Annotated in this window: 24 protein-coding genes and 1 pseudogene; 14 read left to right on the top strand and 11 right to left on the bottom strand. The window is 73.6% G+C overall.

Annotated elements, in window-relative coordinates:
• Nucleotides 1-53 precede the first annotated feature (53 nt).
• Nucleotides 54-776: a hypothetical protein gene (locus ACRWNP_RS10570; RefSeq protein WP_431960826.1), complete on the bottom strand. Its 723-nt coding sequence runs from the start codon at nucleotides 774-776 to the stop codon at nucleotides 54-56.
• A gap of 285 nt (nucleotides 777-1,061) precedes the next feature.
• Between ACRWNP_RS10570 and ACRWNP_RS10575 the strand changes: the two genes are divergently transcribed.
• Nucleotides 1,062-2,042, top strand: a complete 981-nt coding sequence (locus ACRWNP_RS10575) for a phosphotransferase family protein (RefSeq protein ID WP_431960827.1) — start codon at nucleotides 1,062-1,064, stop codon at nucleotides 2,040-2,042.
• Nucleotides 2,043-2,266: 224 nt separating this feature from the next.
• On the opposite strand, the gene ACRWNP_RS10580 is transcribed toward ACRWNP_RS10575, so the two are convergent.
• Nucleotides 2,267-2,767, bottom strand: coding sequence for a hypothetical protein (locus ACRWNP_RS10580; protein ID WP_431960828.1), 501 nt, complete (start codon nucleotides 2,765-2,767; stop codon nucleotides 2,267-2,269).
• A gap of 111 nt (nucleotides 2,768-2,878) precedes the next feature.
• On the opposite strand from ACRWNP_RS10580, the gene ACRWNP_RS10585 reads away from it, so the two are divergent.
• Nucleotides 2,879-3,610 (top strand): DUF429 domain-containing protein, encoded by a 732-nt coding sequence (locus ACRWNP_RS10585; protein ID WP_431960829.1) that lies wholly within the window; start codon nucleotides 2,879-2,881, stop codon nucleotides 3,608-3,610.
• A gap of 158 nt (nucleotides 3,611-3,768) precedes the next feature.
• Here ACRWNP_RS10585 and ACRWNP_RS10590 read toward each other — a convergent pair whose 3' ends face one another.
• The 3 genes and pseudogenes from ACRWNP_RS10590 to ACRWNP_RS10600 all read right to left on the bottom strand — a co-directional run bounded on the left by ACRWNP_RS10590 (nucleotide 3,769) and on the right by ACRWNP_RS10600 (nucleotide 4,612).
• Entirely contained in the window at nucleotides 3,769-3,945 is a 177-nt protein-coding gene (locus ACRWNP_RS10590; protein WP_431960830.1) for an ATP-binding protein, read from the bottom strand.
• A gap of 92 nt (nucleotides 3,946-4,037) precedes the next feature.
• Nucleotides 4,038-4,190, bottom strand: a pseudogene (locus ACRWNP_RS10595) (ATP-binding protein); the annotation flags it as partial.
• Nucleotides 4,187-4,612 (bottom strand): hypothetical protein, encoded by a 426-nt coding sequence (locus ACRWNP_RS10600; RefSeq protein WP_431960831.1) that lies wholly within the window; start codon nucleotides 4,610-4,612, stop codon nucleotides 4,187-4,189. The gene ACRWNP_RS10600 and the pseudogene ACRWNP_RS10595, both read right to left, overlap by 4 nt.
• 330 nt (nucleotides 4,613-4,942) lie before the next feature.
• Between ACRWNP_RS10600 and ACRWNP_RS10605 the strand changes: the two genes are divergently transcribed.
• From ACRWNP_RS10605 to ACRWNP_RS10615, 3 genes are read left to right on the top strand one after another with little or no spacing between them, the layout of a single operon-like run.
• On the top strand, nucleotides 4,943-8,866 hold the full coding sequence (locus ACRWNP_RS10605; protein ID WP_431960832.1) for a Pls/PosA family non-ribosomal peptide synthetase: 3,924 nt from the start codon (nucleotides 4,943-4,945) through the stop codon (nucleotides 8,864-8,866).
• The gene (locus ACRWNP_RS10610; protein ID WP_431960833.1) at nucleotides 8,863-10,227 is read left to right on the top strand and encodes a M1 family metallopeptidase; all 1,365 of its coding nucleotides are present in this window, start codon (nucleotides 8,863-8,865) and stop codon (nucleotides 10,225-10,227) included. The genes ACRWNP_RS10605 and ACRWNP_RS10610 overlap by 4 nt, the downstream gene beginning before the upstream one ends.
• Nucleotides 10,224-10,514, top strand: a complete 291-nt coding sequence (locus ACRWNP_RS10615) for a glutaredoxin domain-containing protein (protein WP_431960834.1) — start codon at nucleotides 10,224-10,226, stop codon at nucleotides 10,512-10,514. Before ACRWNP_RS10610 ends, ACRWNP_RS10615 begins: the two co-directional genes overlap by 4 nt.
• Here the strand turns inward: ACRWNP_RS10615 and ACRWNP_RS10620 are convergent.
• The 3 genes from ACRWNP_RS10620 to ACRWNP_RS10630 all read right to left on the bottom strand — a co-directional run bounded on the left by ACRWNP_RS10620 (nucleotide 10,493) and on the right by ACRWNP_RS10630 (nucleotide 11,952).
• Nucleotides 10,493-10,933 carry a protein-tyrosine phosphatase family protein gene (locus ACRWNP_RS10620; RefSeq protein WP_431960835.1) on the bottom strand — a complete coding sequence of 147 codons (441 nt, stop codon included), beginning with the start codon at nucleotides 10,931-10,933 and terminating at the stop codon, nucleotides 10,493-10,495. The genes ACRWNP_RS10615 and ACRWNP_RS10620 overlap by 22 nt on opposite strands.
• Nucleotides 10,923-11,645, bottom strand: coding sequence for a hypothetical protein (locus ACRWNP_RS10625; protein ID WP_431960836.1), 723 nt, complete (start codon nucleotides 11,643-11,645; stop codon nucleotides 10,923-10,925). Before ACRWNP_RS10625 ends, ACRWNP_RS10620 begins: the two co-directional genes overlap by 11 nt.
• 79 nt (nucleotides 11,646-11,724) lie before the next feature.
• Complete coding sequence (locus ACRWNP_RS10630; RefSeq protein ID WP_431960837.1) at nucleotides 11,725-11,952, bottom strand: hypothetical protein; 228 nt, start codon at nucleotides 11,950-11,952, stop codon at nucleotides 11,725-11,727.
• Nucleotides 11,953-13,020: 1,068 nt separating this feature from the next.
• On the opposite strand from ACRWNP_RS10630, the gene ACRWNP_RS10635 reads away from it, so the two are divergent.
• Nucleotides 13,021-13,323, top strand: coding sequence for a hypothetical protein (locus ACRWNP_RS10635; protein ID WP_431960838.1), 303 nt, complete (start codon nucleotides 13,021-13,023; stop codon nucleotides 13,321-13,323).
• Between the two features lie 32 nt (nucleotides 13,324-13,355).
• Here ACRWNP_RS10635 and ACRWNP_RS10640 read toward each other — a convergent pair whose 3' ends face one another.
• Nucleotides 13,356-13,934 (bottom strand): hypothetical protein, encoded by a 579-nt coding sequence (locus ACRWNP_RS10640; RefSeq protein WP_431960839.1) that lies wholly within the window; start codon nucleotides 13,932-13,934, stop codon nucleotides 13,356-13,358.
• 106 nt (nucleotides 13,935-14,040) lie between these two features.
• On the opposite strand from ACRWNP_RS10640, the gene hemL reads away from it, so the two are divergent.
• From hemL to ccsB, 8 genes are all read left to right on the top strand, one after another.
• A complete protein-coding gene (gene hemL, locus ACRWNP_RS10645) occupies nucleotides 14,041-15,354 on the top strand; it encodes a glutamate-1-semialdehyde 2,1-aminomutase (protein ID WP_431960840.1) in 1,314 nt (437 codons plus the stop codon).
• Nucleotides 15,351-16,025 carry a histidine phosphatase family protein gene (locus ACRWNP_RS10650; protein ID WP_431960841.1) on the top strand — a complete coding sequence of 225 codons (675 nt, stop codon included), beginning with the start codon at nucleotides 15,351-15,353 and terminating at the stop codon, nucleotides 16,023-16,025. Before hemL ends, ACRWNP_RS10650 begins: the two co-directional genes overlap by 4 nt.
• 266 nt (nucleotides 16,026-16,291) lie before the next feature.
• Nucleotides 16,292-17,602 carry a hypothetical protein gene (locus ACRWNP_RS10655; protein ID WP_431960843.1) on the top strand — a complete coding sequence of 437 codons (1,311 nt, stop codon included), beginning with the start codon at nucleotides 16,292-16,294 and terminating at the stop codon, nucleotides 17,600-17,602.
• Between the two features lie 90 nt (nucleotides 17,603-17,692).
• Nucleotides 17,693-18,265, top strand: a complete 573-nt coding sequence (locus tag ACRWNP_RS10660; RefSeq protein ID WP_431960844.1) for a type 1 glutamine amidotransferase domain-containing protein — start codon at nucleotides 17,693-17,695, stop codon at nucleotides 18,263-18,265.
• Nucleotides 18,266-18,352: 87 nt separating this feature from the next.
• Complete coding sequence (locus ACRWNP_RS10665) at nucleotides 18,353-18,970, top strand: TlpA family protein disulfide reductase (RefSeq protein ID WP_431960846.1); 618 nt, start codon at nucleotides 18,353-18,355, stop codon at nucleotides 18,968-18,970.
• Nucleotide 18,971: 1 nt separating this feature from the next.
• A complete protein-coding gene (locus ACRWNP_RS10670) occupies nucleotides 18,972-19,736 on the top strand; it encodes a cytochrome c biogenesis CcdA family protein (protein WP_431960847.1) in 765 nt (254 codons plus the stop codon).
• Between the two features lie 3 nt (nucleotides 19,737-19,739).
• A complete protein-coding gene (gene resB / locus ACRWNP_RS10675) occupies nucleotides 19,740-21,527 on the top strand; it encodes a cytochrome c biogenesis protein ResB (RefSeq protein WP_431960848.1) in 1,788 nt (595 codons plus the stop codon).
• Complete coding sequence (ccsB, locus tag ACRWNP_RS10680; RefSeq protein ID WP_431960849.1) at nucleotides 21,524-22,603, top strand: c-type cytochrome biogenesis protein CcsB; 1,080 nt, start codon at nucleotides 21,524-21,526, stop codon at nucleotides 22,601-22,603. The genes resB and ccsB overlap by 4 nt, the downstream gene beginning before the upstream one ends.
• On the opposite strand, the gene ACRWNP_RS10685 is transcribed toward ccsB, so the two are convergent.
• Entirely contained in the window at nucleotides 22,588-22,800 is a 213-nt protein-coding gene (locus ACRWNP_RS10685; RefSeq protein WP_431960850.1) for a hypothetical protein, read from the bottom strand. The two genes, ccsB and ACRWNP_RS10685, sit on opposite strands and share 16 nt — an antisense overlap.
• A complete protein-coding gene (locus tag ACRWNP_RS10690) occupies nucleotides 22,797-23,243 on the bottom strand; it encodes a nucleoside deaminase (RefSeq protein ID WP_431960851.1) in 447 nt (148 codons plus the stop codon). Before ACRWNP_RS10690 ends, ACRWNP_RS10685 begins: the two co-directional genes overlap by 4 nt.
• Nucleotides 23,244-23,254: the final 11 nt, after the last annotated feature.

Below are 23,254 nucleotides of genomic sequence, written 5' to 3' on the forward strand. Positions count from 1 at the left end.
GCCACGCGACGTGGTGCACACCGGGGGCCTGAACCGGGCCGGACGGGCCCGGCTCAGGCGCTCTGGTCGCCCTCGACGTTGGTGCCCGGGCCGAGCCCGGCCAGCGCGTCCTTGGCCACCGCCAGCGCGCCGTCTCGGACCTCGGATTCGCCCGGCGCCTTCTTGTTCTCGAAGTCGCTGCCGTTGTAGGTGACGGTCACGACCGCGTTGCCCTTGCGGAACACCACGACCGCCTCGCGCGTCTGCTGCTTGTCCTCGGTCGTCAGCTCCACGGACACGGACGCCTCGTCGCCGATGCCGGAGGCCGTGGTCGCCTTCTTCAGGCGCTTGTAGGAGGCCTTCGCCGCCGCCTCGCCGTCCTGGCCGCCGCTGGTCGTCGACACCTCGAAGGTCACGTCGAGCCACCGGTAGTCGAAGCCCTTGAGGGCGTTCCACGAGCAGCCCGTGCGGTGCGAGGGGTCGGTGAGGGAGAGTTGCTTGCCCGCCGTCTTGGCCTCCGGCACCAGCTTCTTGATGGTCGCGGTCTTGATCGCGGTGCACGGCGCGGGCGGCTTGGAGTACGTGGCGGGCACGTCTTTGGAGCCGTCCGATCCGGAACCGGAGTCCGAACCCGAGCCGGAGTCCGATGTGGACGGGGCGGCGGAGCCGGTCTGGGACCCGTTCGCCGACGTGCGGCCGGCGTCCTCGTGGGACGAGGAGGCCATCGTCCAGCCGACGATGGCGAGTACGGCGGTGGGCAGCAGACGAGCCGCCAGGGTGAGGGGCAGGGACGCCACGGCGGTCTTCTCTTCGTCGATCCTGAGGAACCTGGGGCTGAGGAGGTGAGCGTGGGGGACGTGGGGCCTGAGCGTACGACGTGAAGATGAGATTGCCATATGAAAGTGGCCCGGGAACAGACCAGTCGCGTAGGGGTTGCGGTACCGGGTGTGACGGTGTAGCCCCCGCCCCGCAATCCGGGCGACGGCGTGCCACGGACGCGCCGTCGCCCGGGCCGGCGCCGTGAGGGCGGTGCCGCATGCGGCCGGTGACAGCGTGGGAGCGCTCTCATAGCATGCGGGGACATGAGGAGCCTCACCAAACGCGCCCTGTCCGCCGAGCAACTGGCTGCCCTGCTGCGGGAGTCGGCGGGCGTCGGCTGCACGATGGAGGCCGAGCTGACGGACGGCTGGTTCAACGCCGCCTATCGGGTGCGGCTCGACGACGGGCGTCCTGCGGTGGTGAAGATCGCCCCACCGCCGGACGCCGTGGTGCTGCGCTACGAGCGCGGCATCATGGCCACCGAGGTCATGGCGCACCGCCGCATGGCCGCCCTCGGCGACGTGCCGCTGCCGGAGCTCCTGCACACCGCACCGGACTTCATGGCGCTGTCGGTCCTGCCCGGCACCCCCTGGGACAAGGCGGCCGAGCGCATCCCCACGCACCGGCAGGCCGGGCTGCGCCGTGAACTGGGCCGGATCGTGGCGCGGTTGCACACGCTCGCCCCGGAGGACGGCTGGTACGGCTACCCGGCGCCCGAGGCAGAGCTGTCCGCGGCGGACTGGCCGACGGCGTTCGGCGCCATGGTGGACGCGATGCTGGACGACGCCGAGCACTGGCGCACCCCGCTCGGCGTCGCCCCCGACGAGATCCGCGCGCTGGTCGCGGAGGGCGCGGACGTCCTGGCGGAGGTGATCGAACCGCGGCTGGTCCACTTCGACCTGTGGCCCGGCAACGTCTTCGTCGCCGACGACGGCTCCGCCGTCACCGGGCTCATCGACCACGAGCGGGCCTTCTGGGGCGACCCGGTGGCCGAACTGGTCTCCCTGGCCCTCGGCGGCGACGCCGGCCCCCGCAGCGACCTCGTCGCCGGCTACCACGAGGCGGGCGGCGCACTCGACTTCGGGCCCTCCACGCTGCACCGGCTGGCCCTGTACCGGGTCTACCTGGGACTGATCCTGGTCGTCGAGTGCGGCCCGCGGGGCTATCCCGCCGACCACGCCCACCACGTCCGCGACGTCCTCGGCCGGTGGGTCGCTGAGGCCAGGGCCGTCCGGCAGGGCTAGCTGTCTTGCCCGGTGAGGTCGGGGACGCGACCTTCCCGGCGGCCCGGGCACCGACCCGGCCGCGTACCTCGACGCGACGCTGACCGCCGCCCGGGCGGGCGAGCCGCTGGACGAGGGCCGTTGCCGGGTGACGCTCGGCCCGGACTCGCCGGACCTGTCACGTACGGCGTCCGCGGGACGTCGGACGCGCGCTCGCGGCGATGTGAGCGGCCGCCGGGGGCCGGCTATCCGGCGGCGCTCGCGGGCTGCTCCACCACGTTCCGGCCGCCGAGCGGCGCCACCCGGCCCGGGGGCTCCGGCTGCCGGGCCGAGGTGAGTCCGGTGCCGGAGGCCGGGGCGGTCGTGTGCGCCGATGTGTGGGGCGCGTGGGTGGGGGTCGTCTGGGCGGGGGCCGCGTGGGCGCCGCCGGACTGCTGCGCGGTACCCGGGGCGATCGCCATCGGGGCCGCGGAGGAGGGCACCGCCGCGGTGACCGCGCGGGGCGCCTCGGTCTTCGGGTGCTCGTCCTTGTCGGGCGTGTGGCTCACCCCGAACCGCGTCCGCAGGTGGTGCCCGGCCGCCTCGTCGAGGCTCACGGGCCGCTGCAGCCGCACCGCCAGCCGGCTCGCCTCACGGCCCAGCGCGGCGAGGTCCTCCCAGCGCAGGTGCACGACGAGCGGCAGTTCCGCCTCGCCGTCGGGGAGCGCTTGAAGGCCCTGGAAGGGGACGTTGCTCTGAGCGTTCATCGGCCGGTCCTCACCATTGGCTGCAGTGCGGTACGCCAGGGGATACGCACGCCGGCACCGGAACGTTCAGCCGCGCGGGCGGGGTCCCCGCGCGGCGGGGACGATGGGACGGTGCGCACCCTCGGGATCGACCTGGCCGCGAGCCCCCGGACGACAGCGGCAGCGGTCGTCACCTGGCCCGGCGACGGCACGGCCGTCGTCTCCCCGCCGCTGCTCGGGTGCACCGACGAGGTACTGGTCGACCTGCTCGGCGGCCTGGAACAGGGGGAAGGGGCCGGGGTGGACTGCCCCTTCGGCTGGCCGATCCCCTTCGTCGAGGCCGTCGCCGCGCACGCGGCGGGCACGCCCTGGCCCGGACGGGGCACCGGCAGTTCCGCGCACCGGGCGACCCTGCGCCACCGCCGCACCGACATCCTCACCCACCAGGAACTCGGCGGCCGGTGGCCGCTGTCCGTCGCCTTCGACCGGCTCGGTGCCACCACCGCCCGCTGGGCCCACCTCGCCGACGAACTCGCCGCCCGTGACCGGCCGGTGGCCCGCGACGGCTCCGGGCGGATCGCCGAGGTGTACCCGGCGGCGTCCCGGCGGCAATGGGGCCTCGGCCCCGAACGCTCGACGGCGGAACTCCGCGCGGCCGCGCCCTGGCTGAGGCTCGGCCCGGCCGAGCGCGCCGCGTACGACGGCAGCGAGCACGCCTTCGACGCGCTGATCGCCGCGCTGGCCGCCCGGGCCGTCCGGCGCGGACTCACCCGCGCCCCGGCCGGCCCCGAGGAGACCCACGCGGCCGCCGTCGAGGGCTGGATCCACATCCCCCGCGCGGGCACCCTCCCGGTCCTGCCGTGAGCGCCCCGGCGCGGCGCACTCGGGGGCGTGCTCGATGGCGCCGCCGGGAGGTTCGCCTGGGTGGCGGGCCTGTTCGCGTGGTGACATCCGCGGGTGCCCGGCTGGTGACCTGACGCGTCGCCGTGCGTCGAGCCGCCCCGGGCGCCGGCGTCGCCAGTTCAGTGGGGGCGGAGGGCGAGGGTGACGACGGCGCCGACCGTGGCCGTGGCGATCGTGAGGTGGTCGGTGACCGTGCGGGTGAGCCACAGGCCGCGCCCGCAGTGGGAGTCGTGGCCCGGGAGCTGTTCGGGGTTGACGGCGGCGGTGAAGCCGGGGCCGGAGTCGGTGATCGGCACTGCACCTTGCCGTCGATGCGGCGCAGCATCGGGCGGCCACGGTCGCCGCCGTGGGTGATGGCGTTGGAGGCTACCTCGTTGACCGCGAGGACGAACTCGCCGCGGCGGGAGGCCGGGAGTCCCGCCCGTACCGCGAACTCCTCTGCAATGGCGCACAGTTGGACAGGTCGCCCCCGTGGAATCGCGTTCCAGCCGTCGGCCGCCGGATCGTCGGCGGACGGTTCGCGCAGTTCGTCCGGCCTCAGCCGCTCACCTTGCGGAACGACGCCTCGACGGGGGCCGGATGGATGCTCGCCCCGTCGAAGAGGTAATGCGTGTCCGGCATCACGACCAGCGTGAAGCGGGGGTCGTCGGTGTCGGGGCGCCACGGACCGCCGTGCGGCGTCGTCGCCGTGATGGGCGCGGCAGACGCGGCCGCCGCCGCGGACGGTCCCGCGACGGCGGCACCCGCCAGTCCCGCCCCCCACCAGCAGGGAGCGGCGGCAAGCGCATGATCCCGCGTCTCGCAGGTCGGGCAGCGTCGGGCGAGGACGCCATGCGCGGCGTGCGGGCCCCGGCCCACCACCCGGGAAGGGCGGGTGAACGGCGTCGGGACCGTTGGAGCGGCCGCGGGAAGGAGGGTCGTGACGACGCCCGCGCGGCCCGGCACGGCTGTGAGAGCGGCCACGTGGCCTCCTTTTCGGCGGGCCGGGGGGATCGAGCGCCGGTAAACTCCCTGTTCGTCATGTGTGACGCTGGGTGAAGGAGCCCGCCCGCCGTCCGGTCCGGACGGCCGCGGTACGGGGATGCCGGGCGTACGCCAGTCGCGGGAACGAGCCCGCGGGCCGGGACGCCGTGGTCCCCGGCCGGTCGAAGGTCACCGGCACCGCAGTGGTCGTGAGCTTTTTGGAGGGTTCGACATGCGTCCGTCTCTGGCCGTGAGCGACCGTGACAAGGTGCCCAGCGCGTCCGCGGCCGCGCCGCCGACCCCCGGCTCGGCCGAGCCGGGGAGCACCGTATGACGCTCGTCGACTCGCCCGTCCCTCTCCTGGAGGACCCCGCGTCGGCCGGAGTCGCCGGGGGCACCGGCGAAACCGGTCCCGCGCCCGCGCTCTTCCGGGCCGGCGACGCCGCCCCCGAGCGCACCCTGCTCGGCGTCCTGGCCGCCACCGCCCGGGCGCACCCCACCGCACCCGCGGTCGACGACGGCACCACGACGCTGAGCTACCGCGCCCTGGCCGCCGCGACCGAGCGCCTGCGCCGCCGTCTGGCGGAGGCGGGCATCGGCGCCGGCGACCGGGTGGGGGTGCGGGTGCCCTCGGGCACCGCCGACCTGTACGTGGCGGTCCTCGCCGCGCTCTCCGCGGGCGCCGCCTATGTGCCGGTCGACGCCGAGGACCCGGAGGAACGCGCCCGGCTGGTCTTCTCCGAGGCGCGGGTGTGCGCCGTCATCGGCGAGCACCTCACGATCACCCCGTGCGCCGAGCCCGGGGGTACGGTCGGCCGCCGTCCCGGGCCGGACGACGACGCGTGGATCATCTTCACCTCCGGCTCCACCGGCACACCCAAGGGCGTCGCCGTCACCCACCGTTCGGCCGCCGCGTTCGTCGACGCCGAGGCCCGGCTCTTCCTCGCCGAGGAGCCGCTGGGACCCGGCGACCGGGTGCTGGCCGGGCTGTCGGTGGCCTTCGACGCGTCCTGCGAGGAGATGTGGCTGGCGTGGCGGCACGGCGCCTGCCTGGTGCCCGCGCCGCGCTCCCTCGTTCGCGCCGGCCCGGACCTCGGTCCCTGGCTCGTCGAGCAGGGCATCACCGTCGTCTCCACGGTGCCCACCCTGGCCGCGCTGTGGCCGGTCGAGGCGCTCGACGACGTCCGCCTGCTGATCTTCGGCGGCGAGGCCTGCCCGCCCGAACTGGCCGAGCGGATGGCCGTCGAGGGCCGTGAGGTGTGGAACACCTACGGCCCGACCGAGGCCACCGTCGTGGCCTGCGCCGCCCAGCTCACCGGCGAGGGCCCGGTCCGCATCGGGCTGCCCCTGGACGGCTGGGAACTGGCCGTCGTGGACGCCCACGGCGAACCGCTGCCCATGGGCGCGACCGGCGAGCTGGTCATCGGCGGGGTCGGCCTCGCCCGCTACCTGGACCCCGCCAAGGACGCCGAGAAGTACGCGCCGCTGCCCGCCCTCGGCTGGGACCGCGCCTACCGCAGCGGCGATCTGGTCCGCGCGGACGCGGAGGGCCTGGTCTTCGTGGGCCGAGCCGACGAGCAGGTCAAGCTCGGCGGGCGCCGCGTCGAACTGGGCGAGATCGACGCGGCCCTGCAGGCGCTGCCCGCCGTCGCCGGCGCGGCCGCCGCCGTACGCACCACCAAGGGCGGCAACCAGATCCTGGTCGGCTACGTCGCGGTGACCGAGGACTTCGACCAGGCCGACGCCCTCGCCCGGCTCCGCGAGGCGCTGCCCGCCGCCCTCGTCCCGCTGGTCGCCGTCGTCGGCACCCTGCCCACCCGGACCTCGGGCAAGGTCGACCGGGACGCGCTGCCCTGGCCGCTGCCCGAACTCGCCACGCCCACCACGCCCGCCACGGAACTCACCGGCACCGAGGGGCTGCTCGCCGGGCTGTGGGGCGAGATCCTCGGCGCCCCGGTGACCGGGCCCGACGCCGACTTCTTCGCGCTCGGCGGCGGCAGTCTGACCGCCGCCCGCCTCGTCTCGCAGCTGCGCAGCCGCTACCCCTCGGCCGCGGTCGGCGACGTCTACCAGCACCCCACCCTCGGGGCGCTCGCCGCCCGGCTGGAGGAGGCCGACGCCCGCCGCGCCGCCGCGCGCCCGGTACGGCCGGTGCCCCGGCGGGCCGCCGCCGTGCAGCTGGCGCTGCTGCCGCCGCTGCTCGTCCTGGCCGGACTGCGCTGGGGCGTCGTGGCGGCCGCGATCGGCAACGCGCTGCACCTCCTCGGTCCCTTCCCGGGGGTCCCGGCCATCTCCTGGTGGTGGGTGCTGGCCGGCTGGGCGTTGCTGATCAGCCCCGCCGGACGGGTCGCCGTCTCCGCGGGCGGTGCCCGGCTGCTGCTGCGCGGAGTGCGCCCCGGCACGTATCCGCGAGGCGGGGCGGTGCACCTGCGCCTGTGGGCCGCCGAACGCCTCGCGCAGGTCAGCGGCGCCGGCAACCTCACCGGCGCCTGGCTGAGCCACTACGCCCGCGCGCTGGGCGCCAGGGTCGGCGACGGCGCCGACCTGCACTCCCTGCCGCCCGTCACGGGCATGCTCAAGCTCGGCAAGGGCAGCGCGGTGGAGCCCGAGGTCGACCTGTCCGGGCACTGGCTCGACGGCGACCTGCTGCACATCGGCAAGATCCGTGTCGGGGCGGGTGCCACGGTCGGCTCGCGCAGCACCCTTCTGCCCGGCGCCCGGATCGGCAAGCGCGCCGAGATCGCCCCCGGTTCCGGGGTCGTGGGCGCCGTCCGGGCCGGGCTGCGCTGGGGCGGGGTGCCGGCCGTCCGTACCGGCAAGGCCCCGCACCGCGGCGCCGACTCCCGTCCGCCGCGACGGCTGCGCTGGTCGGCGGCGTACGAGGCGACCGCCTTCGCCCTGGAACTGTTGCCCGCGGTGTCGGCGCTGCCCGCCCTGCTGGTGCTGGCACCGTGCCTGCGCGGCGCCGCCGCGCCGCTGCCCGCCGCGCTCACGGCCGTCCCCCTGGCCACGCTCGCCTGGCTCCTGACGTACGCGCTGCTGGTGCTGGCCGGGGTGCGGCTGCTGGGCGTCGGGCTGCGCGAGGGCCACCACCCCGTGCACGGCCGCGTCGCCTGGCAGGCCTGGACGACGGCCCGGCTGATGGACCGGGCCCGCGCGCACCTGTTCCCGTTCTACGCCAGCTTGCTGACGCCGGTGTGGCTGCGGGCGCTCGGTATGAAGGTCGGCCGCCGTGTGGAGGCGTCCACCGTGCTGGCGCTACCCGCGATGACCACCCTCGGCGACGGGGCCTTCCTCGCCGACGACACCATGGTCGGCAGCTACGAGCTGGGCGGCGGCCGGATGCGTATCGCCGAGGCCCGGATCGGCAAGAAGGCCTTCCTCGGCAACTCCGGCATGACCGCCCCCGGCCGCGCGGTGCCGAAGAACGGCCTGGTCGGCGTGCTCTCCGCGACGCCCAAGGGCGCCAAGGCGGGCAGCTCGTACCTGGGCATGCCGCCGATGAAGCTGCCCCGGGTCCCCGAGGAGGGCGACCGCAGCCGCACCTTCGCGCCGCCCCGGCGGCTCGTGCTGGCCCGCGCGGCCGTCGAACTGTGCCGGGTCGTCCCCGTGATGTGCGCGGTCGCGCTGGCGGTGCTGGTGCTCGCCGGGTACGCGGCGCTGGCGGGCCGCTACGGGGTGCCCGTGGCGCTCGCCGCCGGCGGAGCGCTGCTCGCGGGCGCCGGTGCGGTCGCCTGTGCGGTGGCCGTCGTGATGAAGTGGCTGCTGGTCGGGCGGGTGCGGGTGGGCGAACGGCCGTTGTGGAGCTCGTTCGTGTGGCGCAACGAACTGGCCGACACCTTCGTCGAGGTGCTGGCCGTGCCGTGGCTGGTCGGGGCGGTCGGCGGCACGCCGCTGATGAACCTGTGGCTGAGGTGCCTGGGGGCGAGGATCGGGCGCGGCGTATGGTGCGAGACGTACTGGCTGCCGGAGGCGGACCTGGTCCGGGTCGGGGACGGCGCGACCATCGGCCGCGGCTGCGTGGTACAGACACACCTGTTCCACGATCGGATCCTGCGGATGGACGAGGTCGTACTCGGGGAGGGCGCGAGCCTCGGCCCGCACGGCATCGTGCTGCCCGGCGCGGCCGTCGGGGCCCGGGGCACGATCGGCCCGGCCTCGCTCGTCATGCGGGGCGAGAGCGTGCCGGAGGGCACTCGCTGGCTCGGCAACCCGATCTCCGCCTGGCACACAGAGGGGGCCCGCACAGGGTGAGCAACGGCAAGCGCGTGCGTGGCGGGGCCGTCGTCCCCGCCACGCCCGGGGCGGAGGTGTCCGCGGACTCCTACTTCCCCGAGCACGGCAACGGCGGCTACCGGGTCACCCGCTACGACCTGGAACTCGAGTACCGCCCGGCGGCCAACCGCCTCTCGGGCCGGGCCCGGATCTCCGCGGTGGCGGACCGGGCCCTCTCCGCGTTCAGCCTCGACCTCGGCGCCTTCCGCCTCGACCGGGTCCTCGTCGACGGACGGCCCGCCCGGTACACGCACCGGGCGGGGAAGCTCCGGGTCAAGCCCACGAAGGCGCTGCCCGAGGGGCCGTTCACGGTCGAGGTCCGCTACGCCGGCAACCCGTCGCCCGTCCGCTCCCGCGACTGGGGGGAGCTGGGCTGGGAGCAGCTGGAGGACGGCGCGCTCGTCGCCAGCCAGCCCATCGGCGCGCCCTCCTGGTTCCCCTGCAACGACCACCTCGGCGACCGGGCGGGCTACCGGATCACGGTGACCGCGCCCTCGCCGTACACGGTCGTCGCCAACGGCGGCCTGGAGTCGTACCGGGTGGGCGCCTCCACCACGACCTGGGTGTACGACCAGCCGCATCCGATGCCGCCGTACCTGGCGACCGTGCAGATCGGCCGGTACGAGCTGATCGACCACCTCGGCGGCCCGCTGCCGCAGCCGGCCGCCGTCCCGCCGCGCCTGACCGCCGACTTCGCCCACGACTTCGGACGCCAGCCGCGGATGGTGGAGGCCTTCACCGAGTTCTTCGGGCCCTACCCCTTCGGCGAGTACGCGGTCGTCGTGGTCGACGAGGAGCTGGAGGTCCCCGTCGAGGCGCACGGGCTGTCCGTCTTCGGCCGCAACCACCTGGACGGCCGCCGCGGCTGCGAACGCCTCGTCGCCCACGAACTCGCCCACCAGTGGTTCGGCAACAGCCTCGCCCTCGCCGACTGGCGGGACATCTGGCTGAACGAGGGCTTCGCCGCGTACGCCGAATGGTTGTGGGCGGAGTCCTGCGGCGAGACGACCGCCGCCCGCAACGCGGCCCGCGCCCACGCCAAGCTCGCCGCCCAGCCCCAGGACCTGCGGCTCGCCGACCCCGGTGTCCGGCGCATGTTCGACGACCGGGTGTACAAGCGCGGCGCCCTCACGCTGCACGCGCTGCGCACGGTCATGGGCGATCCGGCGTTCTTCCGGCTGCTGCGGGCCTGGACCGCCGCCCACCGCCATGGCACCGTGACCACCGGGCAGTTCACCGCCCTGGCCCGGGAGCACACCGACCGGCCGCTGGAGGCGCTGGTCTTCCATCCATGGCTGCACGGGACCCGGCTGCCACGCCTGCCGATCGGGGGAGCATGAGCGACGCGTACACGGACGAGGGCGGGATCATCGTCTACTGGCGGCCCGGCTGCACCTTCTGCATGAAGCTGCGGGCGCAGCTGTGGTTCGCGCGGCTGCGCCACACCAAGGTCAACATCTGGCGTGATCCGGACGCCGCGGCCTTCGTGCGCTCGGTGGCGGACGGGAACGAGACCGTGCCGACCGTCACCGTGGCGGGACGGCCCATGGTCAACCCCTCGCTGCGGCAGCTGAGGGAGGCGGTCAGGGCGTACGCCCCGCACCTTCAGGCGAAGCGCGACACGTAGCGTCGCTGCCAGGGCGTCTCCACCGCGCGCCGGGTGTAGTGCTCCCGGACGTAGGCGACGGCTTCACCGGAGGGCACCCCGTCCAGCACCGCCAGGCACGCCAGGGCCGTCCCCGTACGGCCGAGTCCGCCGCCGCAGGCGACCTCCACCCGCTCGTCCGCGGCACGCCGCCATGCCGCGCGCAGCGCCTGAGCGGCGTCCGCACGGTCCGCGGGCAGCCGGAAGTCCGGCCAGCGCACCCAGCGGCTCTCCCAGGCCACCGCCGGGGGTTCGTGGCCCAGCAGGTACAGCCCGAACGCGGGTACGGGCCCGGCCGGCAGCGGGTGGCGCAGCCCCCGCCCGCGCACCAGCCGCCCCGACGGCAGCCGCAGCACCCCCGGTGCGCCCGGCTCCCAGCCGGCCGCGGGTTCAGCGGCCATGGCCGCCGCACGCCGCCGGGTAGAGCACGGCGCCGACCAGGCCGCCGTCCTCGGCGGCACCGGCCGCGAGGCCGGACAGCCGCAGGCAGGCCTCGGCGGTGGCGTCCACCGGCGGGCACTCGACGCCCACGGAGCCGACCTCGGTCACCGCGCCGTCGTGGTGCAGTTCCCCGCCCGTGCAGGGCGCGGGCAGCCCGCCCTGGAGGGTGCCGAGGGCGACGACGTCACCGGACGTGCCCGAGGCCTCCCGGATGTCGAAACGCCAATGGGCGTCACTCGCTTTGAGGAGGTATTTCCCGGACCTCCCGCATTCCGCCAGGGAATCCCGGCGGTCGCGGACGAGTTCGGCTATCGCGCAGCACAACGGCGCGTCATGTCCGGCCGTCGTGCGAAAGCGGCTGAAACCGGCGAGCGGGGCGGACCGCATGGCGCGGTCGACGAGGACGACCGCCGACTCCCGGGCGTGCGGATGCCCGTGCTCGGCGATGTCCAGCAGGAAAGGGGTCGCGACCACGGCGCCGGGCAGCACCTCGCCGTTGCCCCCGCGGAGCAGCGAACCGCTGGTCAGAGCCGCCACGGCGGAGGCGACCGAGTCGAGGTCCCGCGCGGCGGCAAGTGCCCTCAGGCCGTCCCGGGCATCCGCGGTCCGAGGGCGTGGCCGTGGCGAGGGAATGGCATTCCAATTGACGGCGTCGATCTCGGTGAGCAGCATCCGCACATGATTCCACCCGCTCCGGAATCTCGGGGTTCCGCATGCGGGACAAGCGTTCGAGCGGCTATCCTCCGCCGCCTCAGGCGGTTTGACGCAGATACAGCGCGCCGCAACTGTGGCAGAAGGGCTGTGCCTGCGGCGTCCCCCACACGTCCTCCGGCTGTACGGCCGCGGCGGGGGAGAGCCCCCGACCGCACAGCCCCGTCGCGGCGCCGTCCTGGACCATGTGCCACGCCCGCACCGCGCCGTCGCCGGCCGGTCCGCCATCCTCGGTGTCGTACTCCGCGCGCATCTCGTACACGGGCATCGTGGTGCCTCCGGGTGGGTCACGCCCTTTGTGGTGCAGTAGCCCAGTATGTCCGCGTGCCGGCGCCCGCGGCGATCGCAGCGCCGCGGGCGCCGGACGTACCGCAGACGGCGGGTCCGGGGCTCGGCCGGTCGTACGATCGGCCCTGGCGGGAGCCCGTGCGCGAGCCGGCGCCGCGGCGTCCCGGCGGCCACCGCCCGTCGCCGGCCTCCCTGTGGGCCCCGACGGGCCCGCCCGGGGCCCCGTCGTGCCCCGGGCGCCGATTGACAGGCCAGGACCGGCGTCCTTGAGTGAGGGACGCCGGGCAGGAGCCTGAGGGCAAGCGTCATGCCGGGCCGCAGCCGGCCGCCCGCACCGCAGCCACCGCTGCCCCGAGTGCCGCCCGGGCGGCTGTGCGGGGTACTGCTCGGCGCGAGCGACGCCCTCGCCCGGCTGAGCGAACTGCACTTCGCCGCGCGGGCCGTCACGTCCCGTGCGCCGGGCCACCCGGGCCGCCGGACCCGGCGGCCCGGGTGGCCCGGTCAACGGCCGCGGGCGACCGGTGAGTTCGTGGTGGGGTGGCCGCCGCAGCAGGATCCGCCGCCGGCGGAGCGGGCAGCCGCTGGTCTCCGCCGGCCGCACCTCGTGGGACTCGCTCATGCTCGTCTTCGTCCGCGCGAACGGCGCTGGGGAGGGCGGTGAACCGCCCCGCCTGCCAGGTTGTGCCCGATCCGTCCGGATCAACCCCGGTTGCGCGATGCTCCCGTGTGACCGGCGCACGACGGAACGTCACCGGTTTGGTCACCCTTCGTGACCGGAGGAGTTCCCACCGCATGAATCGGGTCCGAAATTAGGGTATTTCACCCTATGTATTGACTGCGGGGAGTAATGGAACCTAAGGTTCATGTCAGAGGGCGACTCCTATGAGCCGCATCCCGTCCGACACTTCACGTCTGTGATGGTGCGTCCGCACCCGAGGTCCAGGCGCACCCCCTGTCGCACCAGTGCCACCCCCATCGGCCGGTGCGATCCGCGCACGGTCGCGCACGCGACCGGCGCCCACGTTCCGCACCTCGAAGGGGAACGACAATGCGCGTCACGAGCATCACCATCCGCCGGGTCGCCGCAGCGGCACTCGCGGCACCCATCCTCGCCCTCGTCGGAGCCGGCGCGGCCGGGGCGGCTCCGCAACAGGCCGCCCCCGCCTCGCACCAGTCCGTCGTCACCCATGGGGACGGCTGTGGGGGCTACGGCGACTGGGGTTACGGATGGCGTTACAACGATCGCTTCCACGACGACTGTGGCTACGGCTACGGCTACGGCCATGGCTACGGAGGTTACGGCGGATACGGCTACGGCTATGACAACGGCGTCGTCGTGGTGGTCCTGTAACCGTCAGTGAACCCGCATCCGCCCGGCGCCCGTCAAGGCCACACCAGGCAGTACAGCTGGTGCCCGCTCTCGTGACAGCGCTGGGCGAAGTCCTGCCACTCGTGCAGCATCTTGTAGATCACGAAAGCGTCCCGCGGACCGCGGCGGTCGGGGACGGTGGACCAGATGAAGGCGGCGGCGCCGAGGGCCTCCTCGTCGGCCTTGCGCAACGGCTCGACGACGGAGTGGGGCAGCTTGACGACGGCGTAGTCGGGATGGAGCACGACGAGTTCCAGCGGCGGGACCTTCGCCGGGGGTATGCCCTCGATCCCGGTCAGCACCATGGCGGCCATCGTCTCCGGCTTGACCTTGGTGTACATGCCCTGGCCCAGCTCGTCACCGCCGAGTTCCTCGGGTCGCATCGAGATCGGGACCCGCGCGGCGGTGGCACCATCGGGTGCGCCGAAGTACTTGTAGGTCACCCCCACTCGGCCACCCCTGCTCCCGCTTTTCTCAACGGCCCTGTCGCGCTCTTTCGGCGGCCGGCGGCGCCGACCGGTGGGGCGGGCGTGCTCCGCGTCGGGGTCGTCCGCCCCGCCGCCCACGTCACCGCGTTCGCCACCGCGCTGCATTCCACTACCCGACCATCCGCAGACCCAACCGCGCAACCCGATCATCGTCTCAGATGCACGGTCGATACCTTGTCGCGCAACGCCCGGCATTTGAGAACATGTGCTTGTGAGCTATCCGTACGCCTACGAAGCGCCAGTTTCTCAGACCTTGTTCGATCGAGCGGCCGCCGTGACCCCTGGTGGGGTGAACAGCCCGGTGCGCGCCTTTCGTGCCGTGGGCGGTACGCCCCGGTTCATGGTGTCCGGAACGGGTCCCTACCTGAAGGACGCGGATGGTCGCGAATACGTCGACCTCGTCTGCTCCTGGGGGCCGATGATCCTCGGCCACACGCGTCCCGAGGTGATCGCCGCCGTGCAGGCGGCGGTTGCGCGGGGTACGTCCTTCGGCACGCCCGGTGAGGGCGAGGTGGAACTGGCCGAGGAGATCGTGGCGCGCGTCGCGCCGGTCGAGCTGGTGCGGCTGGTCTCCTCCGGCACCGAGGCCACGATGTCGGCGATCCGGCTGGCGCGCGGGTTCACGGGCCGGGCCAAGGTGATCAAGTTCGCGGGGTGTTACCACGGTCATGTGGACGCGCTGCTGGCCGCCGCGGGTTCCGGGGTTGCCACTTTCGGGCTGCCGGACACCCCTGGGGTGACGGGCGCGCAGGCCGGAGACACGATCGTGCTCCCGTACAACGATCTCGAGGCCGTACGGACCGCGTTCGCCGCCCACCGCGGCGAGATCGCCTGTGTGATCACCGAGGCGTCGCCCGGCAACATGGGCGTCGTGCCGCCGGCCGAGGGCTTCAACCAGGGCCTGGCGGACCTCTGCCGGGAGAACGGCGCGCTGTACATCTCCGACGAGGTGATGACCGGCTTCCGCGTCTCGAAGGCCGGCTGGTACGGCATCGACGGCGTCCGCCCCGACCTGATGACCTTCGGCAAGGTGATGGGCGGCGGCTTCCCCGCCGCGGCGTTCGGCGGCCGTGCCGACGTGATGGCGCACCTCGCGCCCGCCGGCCCGGTCTACCAGGCGGGCACGCTCTCCGGTAACCCCGTGGCCACCGCCGCGGGCCTCGCCCAGCTGCGGCTGCTGGACGACGCGGTGTACGAGACCGTCGACTCCGTCGCCGCGGAGGTGTCGGGCCTGGTCTCCGCCGCTCTCGCCAAGGAGGGCGTGGCGCACAGCCTGCAGACCGCGGGCAACATGTTCTCGGTGTTCTTCACCGAGGACCGGGTGACGAACTACGACGAGGCCAGGAAGCAGGAGGCGTTCCGCTTCACCGCCTTCTTCCACGCGATGCTCGCCCAGGGCGTGTACCTGCCGCCCTCCGCCTTTGAGTCGTGGTTCGTGTCGTCGGCGCACGACGCCGCCGCCGTCGAGCGTGTCGCCGCCGCCCTGCCGGCCGCCGCCCGCGCCGCCGCGGAGGCCACGGCATGAGCGAGATCACGGTCGTCCACCTGATGCGGCACGGCGAGGTGGAGAACCCCACCGGCGTGCTCTACGGGCGCCTGCCCGGCTACCACCTGTCCGACCTCGGCCGGAAGATGGCCGACCGGGTCGCCGAGCACCTCGCGGGCCGTGACATCACCCACGTCGTCGCCTCGCCGCTGGAGCGCGCCCAGGAGACGGCGGCGCCGATCGGCGCCGTCCTCGGCCTGGACGTCGCGAGCGACGAGCGGCTGATCGAGGCGGACAACGTCTTCCAGGGCAAGACCTTCGGGGTCGGCGACGGCGCGCTCAAGCGCCCCGCCAACTGGAAGCACCTGGTCAACCCGTTCCGGCCGAGCTGGGGCGAGCCGTACGCGGACCAGGTCGTCCGTATGACGGCCGCGCTGGAGGCGGCCCGCGACGCGGCCCGCGGCCGCGAGGCGGTGTGCGTCAGCCACCAACTGCCGATCTGGATCGTGCGCAGCGCCGTCGAGCAGCGACGCCTGTGGCACGACCCGCGCAAGCGGCAGTGCACCCTGGCGAGCCTGACCTCCTTCACGTTCGAGGACGACAGGATCGTCTCCGTCGGCTACACCGAGCCCGCCCGTGACCTCGTCCCGGCCCATCTGCTGGCCGGGGCCAAGCCGGTCAAGGGCGGCAGCAAGGGCTTCGGCGCGTAGGTCCTGTCGTCGGCGGAGCCCCCGCCGCGGAGCCGGCCGGGGGAGCCGCACGCTGACGACAGGACCCGGCGACCGTCCCTCACGAGGGCGCCGGCCACGGAGGCCGGTGCGCTCCGTCACGCCTTGTGACGGCTGCCGCCGCCCGGCCCGATCCGGTGCCCGTCCGGTGAAATCCAGCTCCCCGCGACGGAACCCGCCGCGCCCGCACGGCATCTAGGGCGGTGACGCGGTGAGGCCGGGGCGACGCACGGGGATTGGGGCGCGGAATGCGGGACATCAGCCGACGAGGGGTACTGGGCCTGGCGGCCGGAGCGGCCGCCGCCGGCCTGGTGGGCTGTGCCGGTGAGGATCCCGGTGGCCGGCACGTGAACGGGGGGTCCCCGGCTTCGCCGACACCGTCCACGGGCCGGCAGGGGAAGCCCACCCCCTCCCCCTCCCCGTCGGTGCGGGCGATCGGCGACGGCTCCACGGCCGACACCGGGCCGCAGCCCCACCAGCCCGCCGTGGAGCGCCTGGAACCCGGCCAGACGCCGCCGCAGTTCGTGATCTTCTCCTGGGACGGGGCGGGCGAGCTGGACAACGGCCTCTTCGCGCGGTTCCGGAAGGTCGCGGGTGAGCACGGGGCGAAGATGACGTTCTTCCTCTCCGGCATCTACCTGCTCCCCGAGTCGAAGAGAAGGCTCTACAAGCCGCCGCGCAATCCCGTCGGCGCCTCCGACATCGGCTACCTCACCGACGCCCACGTCCGCGCCACCCTGGAGCAGCTGCGGCTGGCCTGGCTGGAGGGCCATGAGATCGGCACGCACTTCAACGGCCACTTCTGCGCGGGATCCGGCTCGGTGGGCCGCTGGAGCCCGGCCGACTGGCGCAGCGAGATAGACCAGGCCGTCGGCTTCGTGGAGAACTGGCGCACCCACACAGGCTTCACCGACCTGCCCCCGCTGCCCTTCGACTACCGCAAGGAACTGGTCGGCGGCCGTACGCCCTGCCTGCTGGGCCAGCGCTCGCTGCTGCCCACCGCCGCCCGCCTGGGCTGGCGCTACGACGCCAGCTCACCCGGCGGTCTGCAGGTGTGGCCGGGCAGGAGCCACGGGCTGTGGAACCTGCCGCTGCAGGCGCTGCCGTTCCCCGGCCGCTCCTTCGAGGTGCTGTCGATGGACTACAACATGCTGGCCAACCAGTCGGTGAACTCCACGCGCGGCAACCCCGCCCATTACCCGGCCTGGCAGCGGCAGGCGCGCGACGCCTACCTGGGGGGCTTCCGCCGGGCGTACGAGACCAACCGCGCGCCGCTGTTCATCGGCAACCACTTCGAACAGTGGAACGGCGGGATCTACATGGACGCCGTCGAGGACGCGCTCCGGCGGATAGCCGACCACCGGGACGTGCGTCTGGTGTCGTTCCGCCAGTTCGTGGACTGGCTGGACGGGCAGGACCCCGCGGTGCTGGCGAAGCTGCGCACCCTCGGGCCGGGGCAGCGTCCCGCGGGCGGCTGGCGCCGCTTCCTCGCGCAGGAACGTTCCTCCAAGTCCACCTCATCCCCTTCCTCCCCTTCATTCCTTCCCTCCCCTTCCTGAGCGATCCGTCCGTTTCATTCGGAAAGCGGCGGGCAGGCGAGGCGGTGAACGGGAACGTCCCCGAGGACCGAGCCGAGGAGGGCGGAGGTCATGCGCGCGTCCCTGCACGGGAGGAAGATCGCCTTCCTGGTGGCGCCGGAGGGCGCCGAGCAGAGCGAACTCACCGGCCCCTGGGAGGCGGTGCGCGAGGCGGGCGGGACGCCCCGGCTGGTCTCCACCCGCCGCGGCCGCGTCCAGGCCTTCGAGCACCTCGACCGGGCGGGTACGTTCCCGGTGGACGACACGCTCGGCGAGGTGGTCGCCGCGGACTTCGACGCGCTGGTGCTCCCCGGCGGCGTCGTGAGCCCCGACCTGCTGCGGCTGGACCCGGACGCCGTGAGCTTCACCAGGGACTTCTTCACCGAGGGCCGGCCGGTCGCGGCGATCTGCCATGCGCCGTGGCTGCTCGTGGAGGCAGGCGTCGTGCACGGGCGTACCCTCACCTCCTGGCCCAGCGTGTGCACCGACGTCACCAACGCCGGCGGCACCTGGATCGACCAGGAGGTCGTGGTCGACTGCGACGGCCCCAACGTCCTGGTCACCAGCCGCAGGCCCGGTGACCTCAAGGCCTTCCAGGACGCACTGGTGGACGAGTTCGCGCACCAGACCGGGAGCCGCGATTAACCGTCGCTTACTTGGGGCATTTGCCGCTTTCGGCAAAGCTGTCGGGGGTGCGCGAGATCGCCCCGGGCCACATGCGAAACTTTTCACATGAGTCCTACGCGCGCCCTCCGACGCCGTCCGCTCCGCGGTGCCGCGGCACTCGCCGGGGCAGCCGCGTTCGCGCTGGCCGTCACGGCCTGCTCGACCTCCACAGCGTCCTCCAACGGCACCGGCTCCGGAACGAACTATGTCGGCGGCACCGGTGAGATCTCCACGGTCGAGCGGGGCCACCGGGTGGCCGCGCCGGAGCTGAGCGGGAAGTCCGTCGAGGGTGCTCCGCTCAGCCTCGCCGACCACAAGGGCAAGGTCGTCGTCCTCAACATCTGGGGCTCGTGGTGCCCGCCCTGCCGGGCCGAGGCGCCGCACCTGGCCAAGGTGGCGAAGGAGACCGAGTCCCAGGGCGTCCAGTTCCTCGGCATCAACACCCGGGATCTGCAGACCGCGCAGGCCAAGGCCTTCGAGAAGGAATTCGCCATTCCCTTCCCGAGCTTCTACGACCCGTCCGGCGACCTGGTGCTGCGCTTCCCCAAGGGCAGCGTCAACCCGCAGGCCATCCCCTCCACGCTGATCATCGACCGCCAGGGGAAGATCGCGGTGCGGGCGCTGAAGGAGCTCAGCGCGGACGAACTGCACGAGGTCCTCGACCCGGTGATCGCGGAGAAGTGACGTGAGCGCACTCGCCGCGACCGGCGACGTCAACCAGACCGTGTTCAGCGGCGCCCTGCTCGCCGCCGTGCCGATCGCGCTCCTCGGCGGTCTGGTCTCGTTCTTCTCGCCGTGCGTGCTGCCGCTCGTCCCCGGCTACCTGTCGTACGTGACCGGTGTCACCGGCACCGACCTGGCCGAGGCCCGGCGCGGCCGGATGCTCGCGGGCGCATCGCTGTTCGTCCTGGGCTTCACCGCCGTCTTCGTCTCCGGCGGCGCGCTGTTCGGCAACTTCGGCTGGACACTGCAGGAGCACAAGACGGTCATCACCAAGGTGCTCGGCGCGCTCACCATCGTCATGGGCCTGGCGTTCATGGGCCTGGTGGGCGGGATCACCCAGCGCGAGTTCCGCTTCCACCGCAGGCCCGCGATGGGGCTGGTGGGGGCGCCGCTGCTCGGGCTGCTCTTCGGCATCGGCTGGACCCCTTGCATCGGCCCGACCCTGGCCGCCGTCAACACGCTCGCCTTCAACGAGGCCAGCGCGGGCCGCGGCGCGCTGCTCACCGTCTTCTACTGTCTCGGCCTCGGCCTGCCGTTCATCGTGGCCGCCATCGCCTTCCGCCGCGCGCTCGGCGCCTTCGGCTGGGTCAAGCGCCACTATGTGTGGGTGATGCGGATCGGCGGTGGCATGCTCGTCGCCGTCGGCCTGCTGCTCGTCACCGGCGTTTGGGACCACATCGTCTACCAGATGCAGATCTGGTCGTCCGGCTTCACTCCAGGGATCTGATCCATGAGCTCCAAAGACACCGCGGGGGCACCCCCCGGCGCGGCGGCGGACGCCGGTGCGGCCGATCTCGGAGCGGCCGGCGCACAGCTGTCGACCGCGCCCGTCGAGGACCTCGGCCAGGCCGTGCCCGGCTCCTTCGGCGGCGTCCGCAAGCCGGGCCCGGCCGGCGCACTCGCCTGGACCGGCCGCGAGGTCGGGGGCTGGGCGCGCTGGACGTGGCGTCAGCTCACCTCGATGCGGGTGGCGCTGATCCTGCTCTTCCTGCTGTCGCTGGCCGCCGTCCCCGGTTCGCTGGTGCCGCAGACCGCCGTCGACGAGCTCAAGGCGCAGGACTTCAAGGCCGCCCACACCACGCTGACGCCGCTCTACGAGAAACTCGGGCTGTTCAACGTCTACAGCTCGGTGTGGTTCTCGGCGATCTACATCCTGCTGTTCGTCTCGCTCGCCGGCTGCATCGTGCCGCGCAGCTGGCAGTTCGTCGGCCAGCTCCGCGCCAAGCCCCCGGCCGCCCCGCGCAATCTCACCCGGCTCCCGGCCCACGCGACCTGGCGCACCGAGGCCGAGCCGGACGCGGTGCTCGCCGCCGCGCAGCGCGCGCTGCGCGGCCGCCGCTTCCGCACCCGGATCACCGGCACGGCGGTCGCCTCGGAGAAGGGCTTCCTGCGCGAGGCCGGCAACCTGGCCTTCCACATCGCCCTGTTCGGCCTGCTGATCTCCTTCGCGGTGGGCGGGCTGTTCAAGGCGGAGGGCGGCAAGCTGATCGTCGAGGGCGACGGCTTCAACAACACGCTCACCCAGTACGACGACTTCAAGCCGGGCACCTTCTACAACGCGGACGACCTGGACACCTTCGGCTTCAAGCTGGACGGCTTCACCGCCTCGTACGCGCGCAGCGGCCCGCAGAAGGGCACCCCGCGCACCTTCCGCGCCAACATCCACTACTGGACGAGCCCGGGCGGCAGGCAGACGAAGTCCACGATCGAGGTCAACAAGCCGCTGGAGGTGGACAGCTCCAAGGTCTACCTGATCGGCCACGGCTACGCGCCCGTCGTCACCGTCAAGGACGGCCAGGGCAACGTCGTCTTCCAGGGCCCGGTCCCGTTCCTGCCGCGGGACGGCAACCAGACCTCGGCCGGCGTGATCAAGGCGATGGACGTCCGCGACCACGCCGGCAAGAAGACGCAGTACGGCTTCCAGGGTCTGTTCACCCCGACCTTCGCGCTGGACGCGCAGCAGGGCCCGCACTCGACCTTCCCGGCGCTGGACTACCCGGTGCTGGTCCTGACCGCCTACCACGGCGACCTGGGCGTGGACGCGGGTCTGCCGCAGAACGTGTACCAGCTCGACACCAAGAAGATGAAGCAGTACAAGGGCGCCGACGGCGAGATCCTCAGCGACATGCTGCGGCCGGGCGACACCCTTGCGCTGCCCGGCGGCGACGGCTCGCTCACCTTCGACGGCATCAAGACCTGGGCCACCTTCCAGGTCTCCCACCAGGTCGGCAACGGCTGGGCGCTGGTCAGTGCCGTGGCCGCGATCGCCGGCCTGGCGGCCTCGCTGTTCATCCAGCGCCGCCGGATCTGGGTGCGCGCGGTACGCGGCGACGACGGAGCCACCGTCGTCGAGCTGGCCGGACTCGGCCGCAGCGAGTCGGCGCGGATCGCCGACGAGCTCGGCGCGCTCGCCGCCGACCTCACGGTCGAGGCCCCGCCGCTGCCCGAGGCGGACCCGCAAGCCGCCCCCCAAGCCTCAGAAGAACCCCTGCCCCATGACGAAGGAGCGCGCGCGTGACCATCGCTGCCGCGGTCAACGAGAACGTCGCCCACACCAGCAACTACCTGATCTACTCGGCGATGGCGGTCTACACGCTCGCCTTCCTCGCGTACATCGCGGAGTGGGTCTTCGGCAGCCGCAGCAAGGTCGCCAGGACCTCCGCCGCGCTCGCCCCCGGCGCCGCCGCCGCGCCCCCGGTCACCGTGACCGTGAAGCAGGGCGGCGGCACCGCCACCCTGGCCCGCCCCAAGGTCGTCACCCGGGCCTCCGCCAGTGACCGCGGCATCGCCGACGGCCCCGGCGCGGCGGGCGACACCGAGCAGGGCGACCTGTACGGCCGTATCGCGGTGTCCCTGACCGTGCTGGCGTGGGCGCTGCACGTGGCTGCCGTGGCGGCGCGTGCCTTCTCGGTGCAGCGCGCCCCCTGGGGCAACATGTACGAGTTCTCCACCACCTTCGGCGCCACGGCGGTCACCGCCTACCTGGTGCTGCTCCTGCTGGGCAAGAAGGTCCGCTGGATCGGGCTCTTCCTGACCACCACGGTGCTGCTCGACCTCGGCCTGGCGGTCTCGGTCCTCTACACCGACAGCGACCAGCTGGTCCCGGCCCTGCACTCGTACTGGCTGTGGATCCACGTCTCGTGCGCCATCATCTCCGGCGCGGTGCTCTACCTCGGCGCGGTGGCGAACGTGCTCTACCTCTTCCGCGACCGCTACGAGACCGGCCTCGCGGCCCCGGGCGGCAACGAGGGCACCTGGGCGAACATCATGTACCGCCTGCCGTCCGCGGCGAGCCTGGACAAGTTCGCGTACCGCGTGAACGCCATGGTCTTCCCGCTGTGGACGTTCACGATCATCGCCGGCGCGATCTGGGCCGAGGCCGCCTGGGGCCGCTACTGGGGCTGGGACCCCAAGGAGACCTGGTCCTTCATCACCTGGGTGGTCTACGCGGCCTACCTGCACGCCCGCGCCACCGCCGGCTGGAAGGGCCGCAAGGCCGCCTACCTGGCGCTGCTCGCCTTCGCCTGCTTCCTGTTCAACTACTACGGCGTGAACATCTTCATCACCGGCAAGCACTCCTACGCGGGTCTCTGACCCCGGGTCCGGGGGGCCGGCAGCCGGAAGAAGCCGCGCGCGGCCTCCCGGATCGCCGCGCGCAGTCCCGGGTCGGCACCGTGCCCGGTGACCTTCAGGCCGGCCGAGCACAGCGCCTCGTCGACGGCGGCGGCGACGCGGGCGCGGCCGACGGCGTCCGCGGTGAGCCGGGGCCCGGCGCCGATGGCGGGGATCACGCGCCGATGTCCTCGTTCCACAGGTCGGGACGGGCCGCGACGAAGTCCGTCATCAGGGCGACGCACTCCGGGTCGTCCAGCAGGACGATCTCCACGCCGTGCTCGGCCAGCCAGTCGTGGCCGCCGTGGAAGGTACGGGCCTCACCGATGACGACCCGGGAGATCCCGAACTGCCGGACCAGGCCGCTGCAGTACCAGCACGGCGACAGCGTGGTCACCATCGTCGTGCCGCGGTAGGTGCGCTGCCGCCCGGCCGCGCGGAAGGCCGCCGTCTCGCCGTGCATGGACGGATCGCCGTCCTGCACACGCCGGTTGCGGCCGCGGCCCAGCACCGTGTGCCCGTCCGGGCCGTACAGGGCCGCCCCGATGGGGATCCCGCCCTCCGCGAGGCCCGCCCGGGCCTCCGCGACGGCCGTCGCCAGCATCGCCCGCGCGTCGTCCATGACGCCCAGTG

The organism is Actinacidiphila sp. bgisy160 (genome assembly GCF_965342435.1).
Taxonomy (GTDB): domain Bacteria; phylum Actinomycetota; class Actinomycetes; order Streptomycetales; family Streptomycetaceae; genus Actinacidiphila.

What these genes read in the sequence shown, in the direction of transcription:
- ACRWNP_RS10665 (WP_431960846.1), top strand. Translation starts at nt 18,353, where the DNA reads ATGAGTCCTACGCGCGCCCTCCGACGCCGTCCGCTCCGCGGTGCCGCG.
- ACRWNP_RS10615 (WP_431960834.1), top strand. Translation starts at nt 10,224, where the DNA reads ATGAGCGACGCGTACACGGACGAGGGCGGGATCATCGTCTACTGGCGG.
- ACRWNP_RS10625 (WP_431960836.1), bottom strand. Translation starts at nt 11,645, where the DNA reads ATGCTGCTCACCGAGATCGACGCCGTCAATTGGAATGCCATTCCCTCG.
- ACRWNP_RS10575 (WP_431960827.1), top strand. Translation starts at nt 1,062, where the DNA reads ATGAGGAGCCTCACCAAACGCGCCCTGTCCGCCGAGCAACTGGCTGCC.
- ACRWNP_RS10630 (WP_431960837.1), bottom strand. Translation starts at nt 11,952, where the DNA reads ATGCCCGTGTACGAGATGCGCGCGGAGTACGACACCGAGGATGGCGGA.
- ACRWNP_RS10580 (WP_431960828.1), bottom strand. Translation starts at nt 2,767, where the DNA reads ATGAACGCTCAGAGCAACGTCCCCTTCCAGGGCCTTCAAGCGCTCCCC.
- ACRWNP_RS10655 (WP_431960843.1), top strand. Translation starts at nt 16,292, where the DNA reads ATGCGGGACATCAGCCGACGAGGGGTACTGGGCCTGGCGGCCGGAGCG.
- ACRWNP_RS10660 (WP_431960844.1), top strand. Translation starts at nt 17,693, where the DNA reads ATGCGCGCGTCCCTGCACGGGAGGAAGATCGCCTTCCTGGTGGCGCCG.
- ACRWNP_RS10635 (WP_431960838.1), top strand. Translation starts at nt 13,021, where the DNA reads ATGCGCGTCACGAGCATCACCATCCGCCGGGTCGCCGCAGCGGCACTC.
- ACRWNP_RS10605 (WP_431960832.1), top strand. Translation starts at nt 4,943, where the DNA reads ATGACGCTCGTCGACTCGCCCGTCCCTCTCCTGGAGGACCCCGCGTCG.
- ACRWNP_RS10650 (WP_431960841.1), top strand. Translation starts at nt 15,351, where the DNA reads ATGAGCGAGATCACGGTCGTCCACCTGATGCGGCACGGCGAGGTGGAG.
- resB (WP_431960848.1), top strand. Translation starts at nt 19,740, where the DNA reads ATGAGCTCCAAAGACACCGCGGGGGCACCCCCCGGCGCGGCGGCGGAC.
- ACRWNP_RS10690 (WP_431960851.1), bottom strand. Translation starts at nt 23,243, where the DNA reads ATGGACGACGCGCGGGCGATGCTGGCGACGGCCGTCGCGGAGGCCCGG.
- ACRWNP_RS10640 (WP_431960839.1), bottom strand. Translation starts at nt 13,934, where the DNA reads ATGCAGCGCGGTGGCGAACGCGGTGACGTGGGCGGCGGGGCGGACGAC.
- ACRWNP_RS10620 (WP_431960835.1), bottom strand. Translation starts at nt 10,933, where the DNA reads ATGGCCGCTGAACCCGCGGCCGGCTGGGAGCCGGGCGCACCGGGGGTG.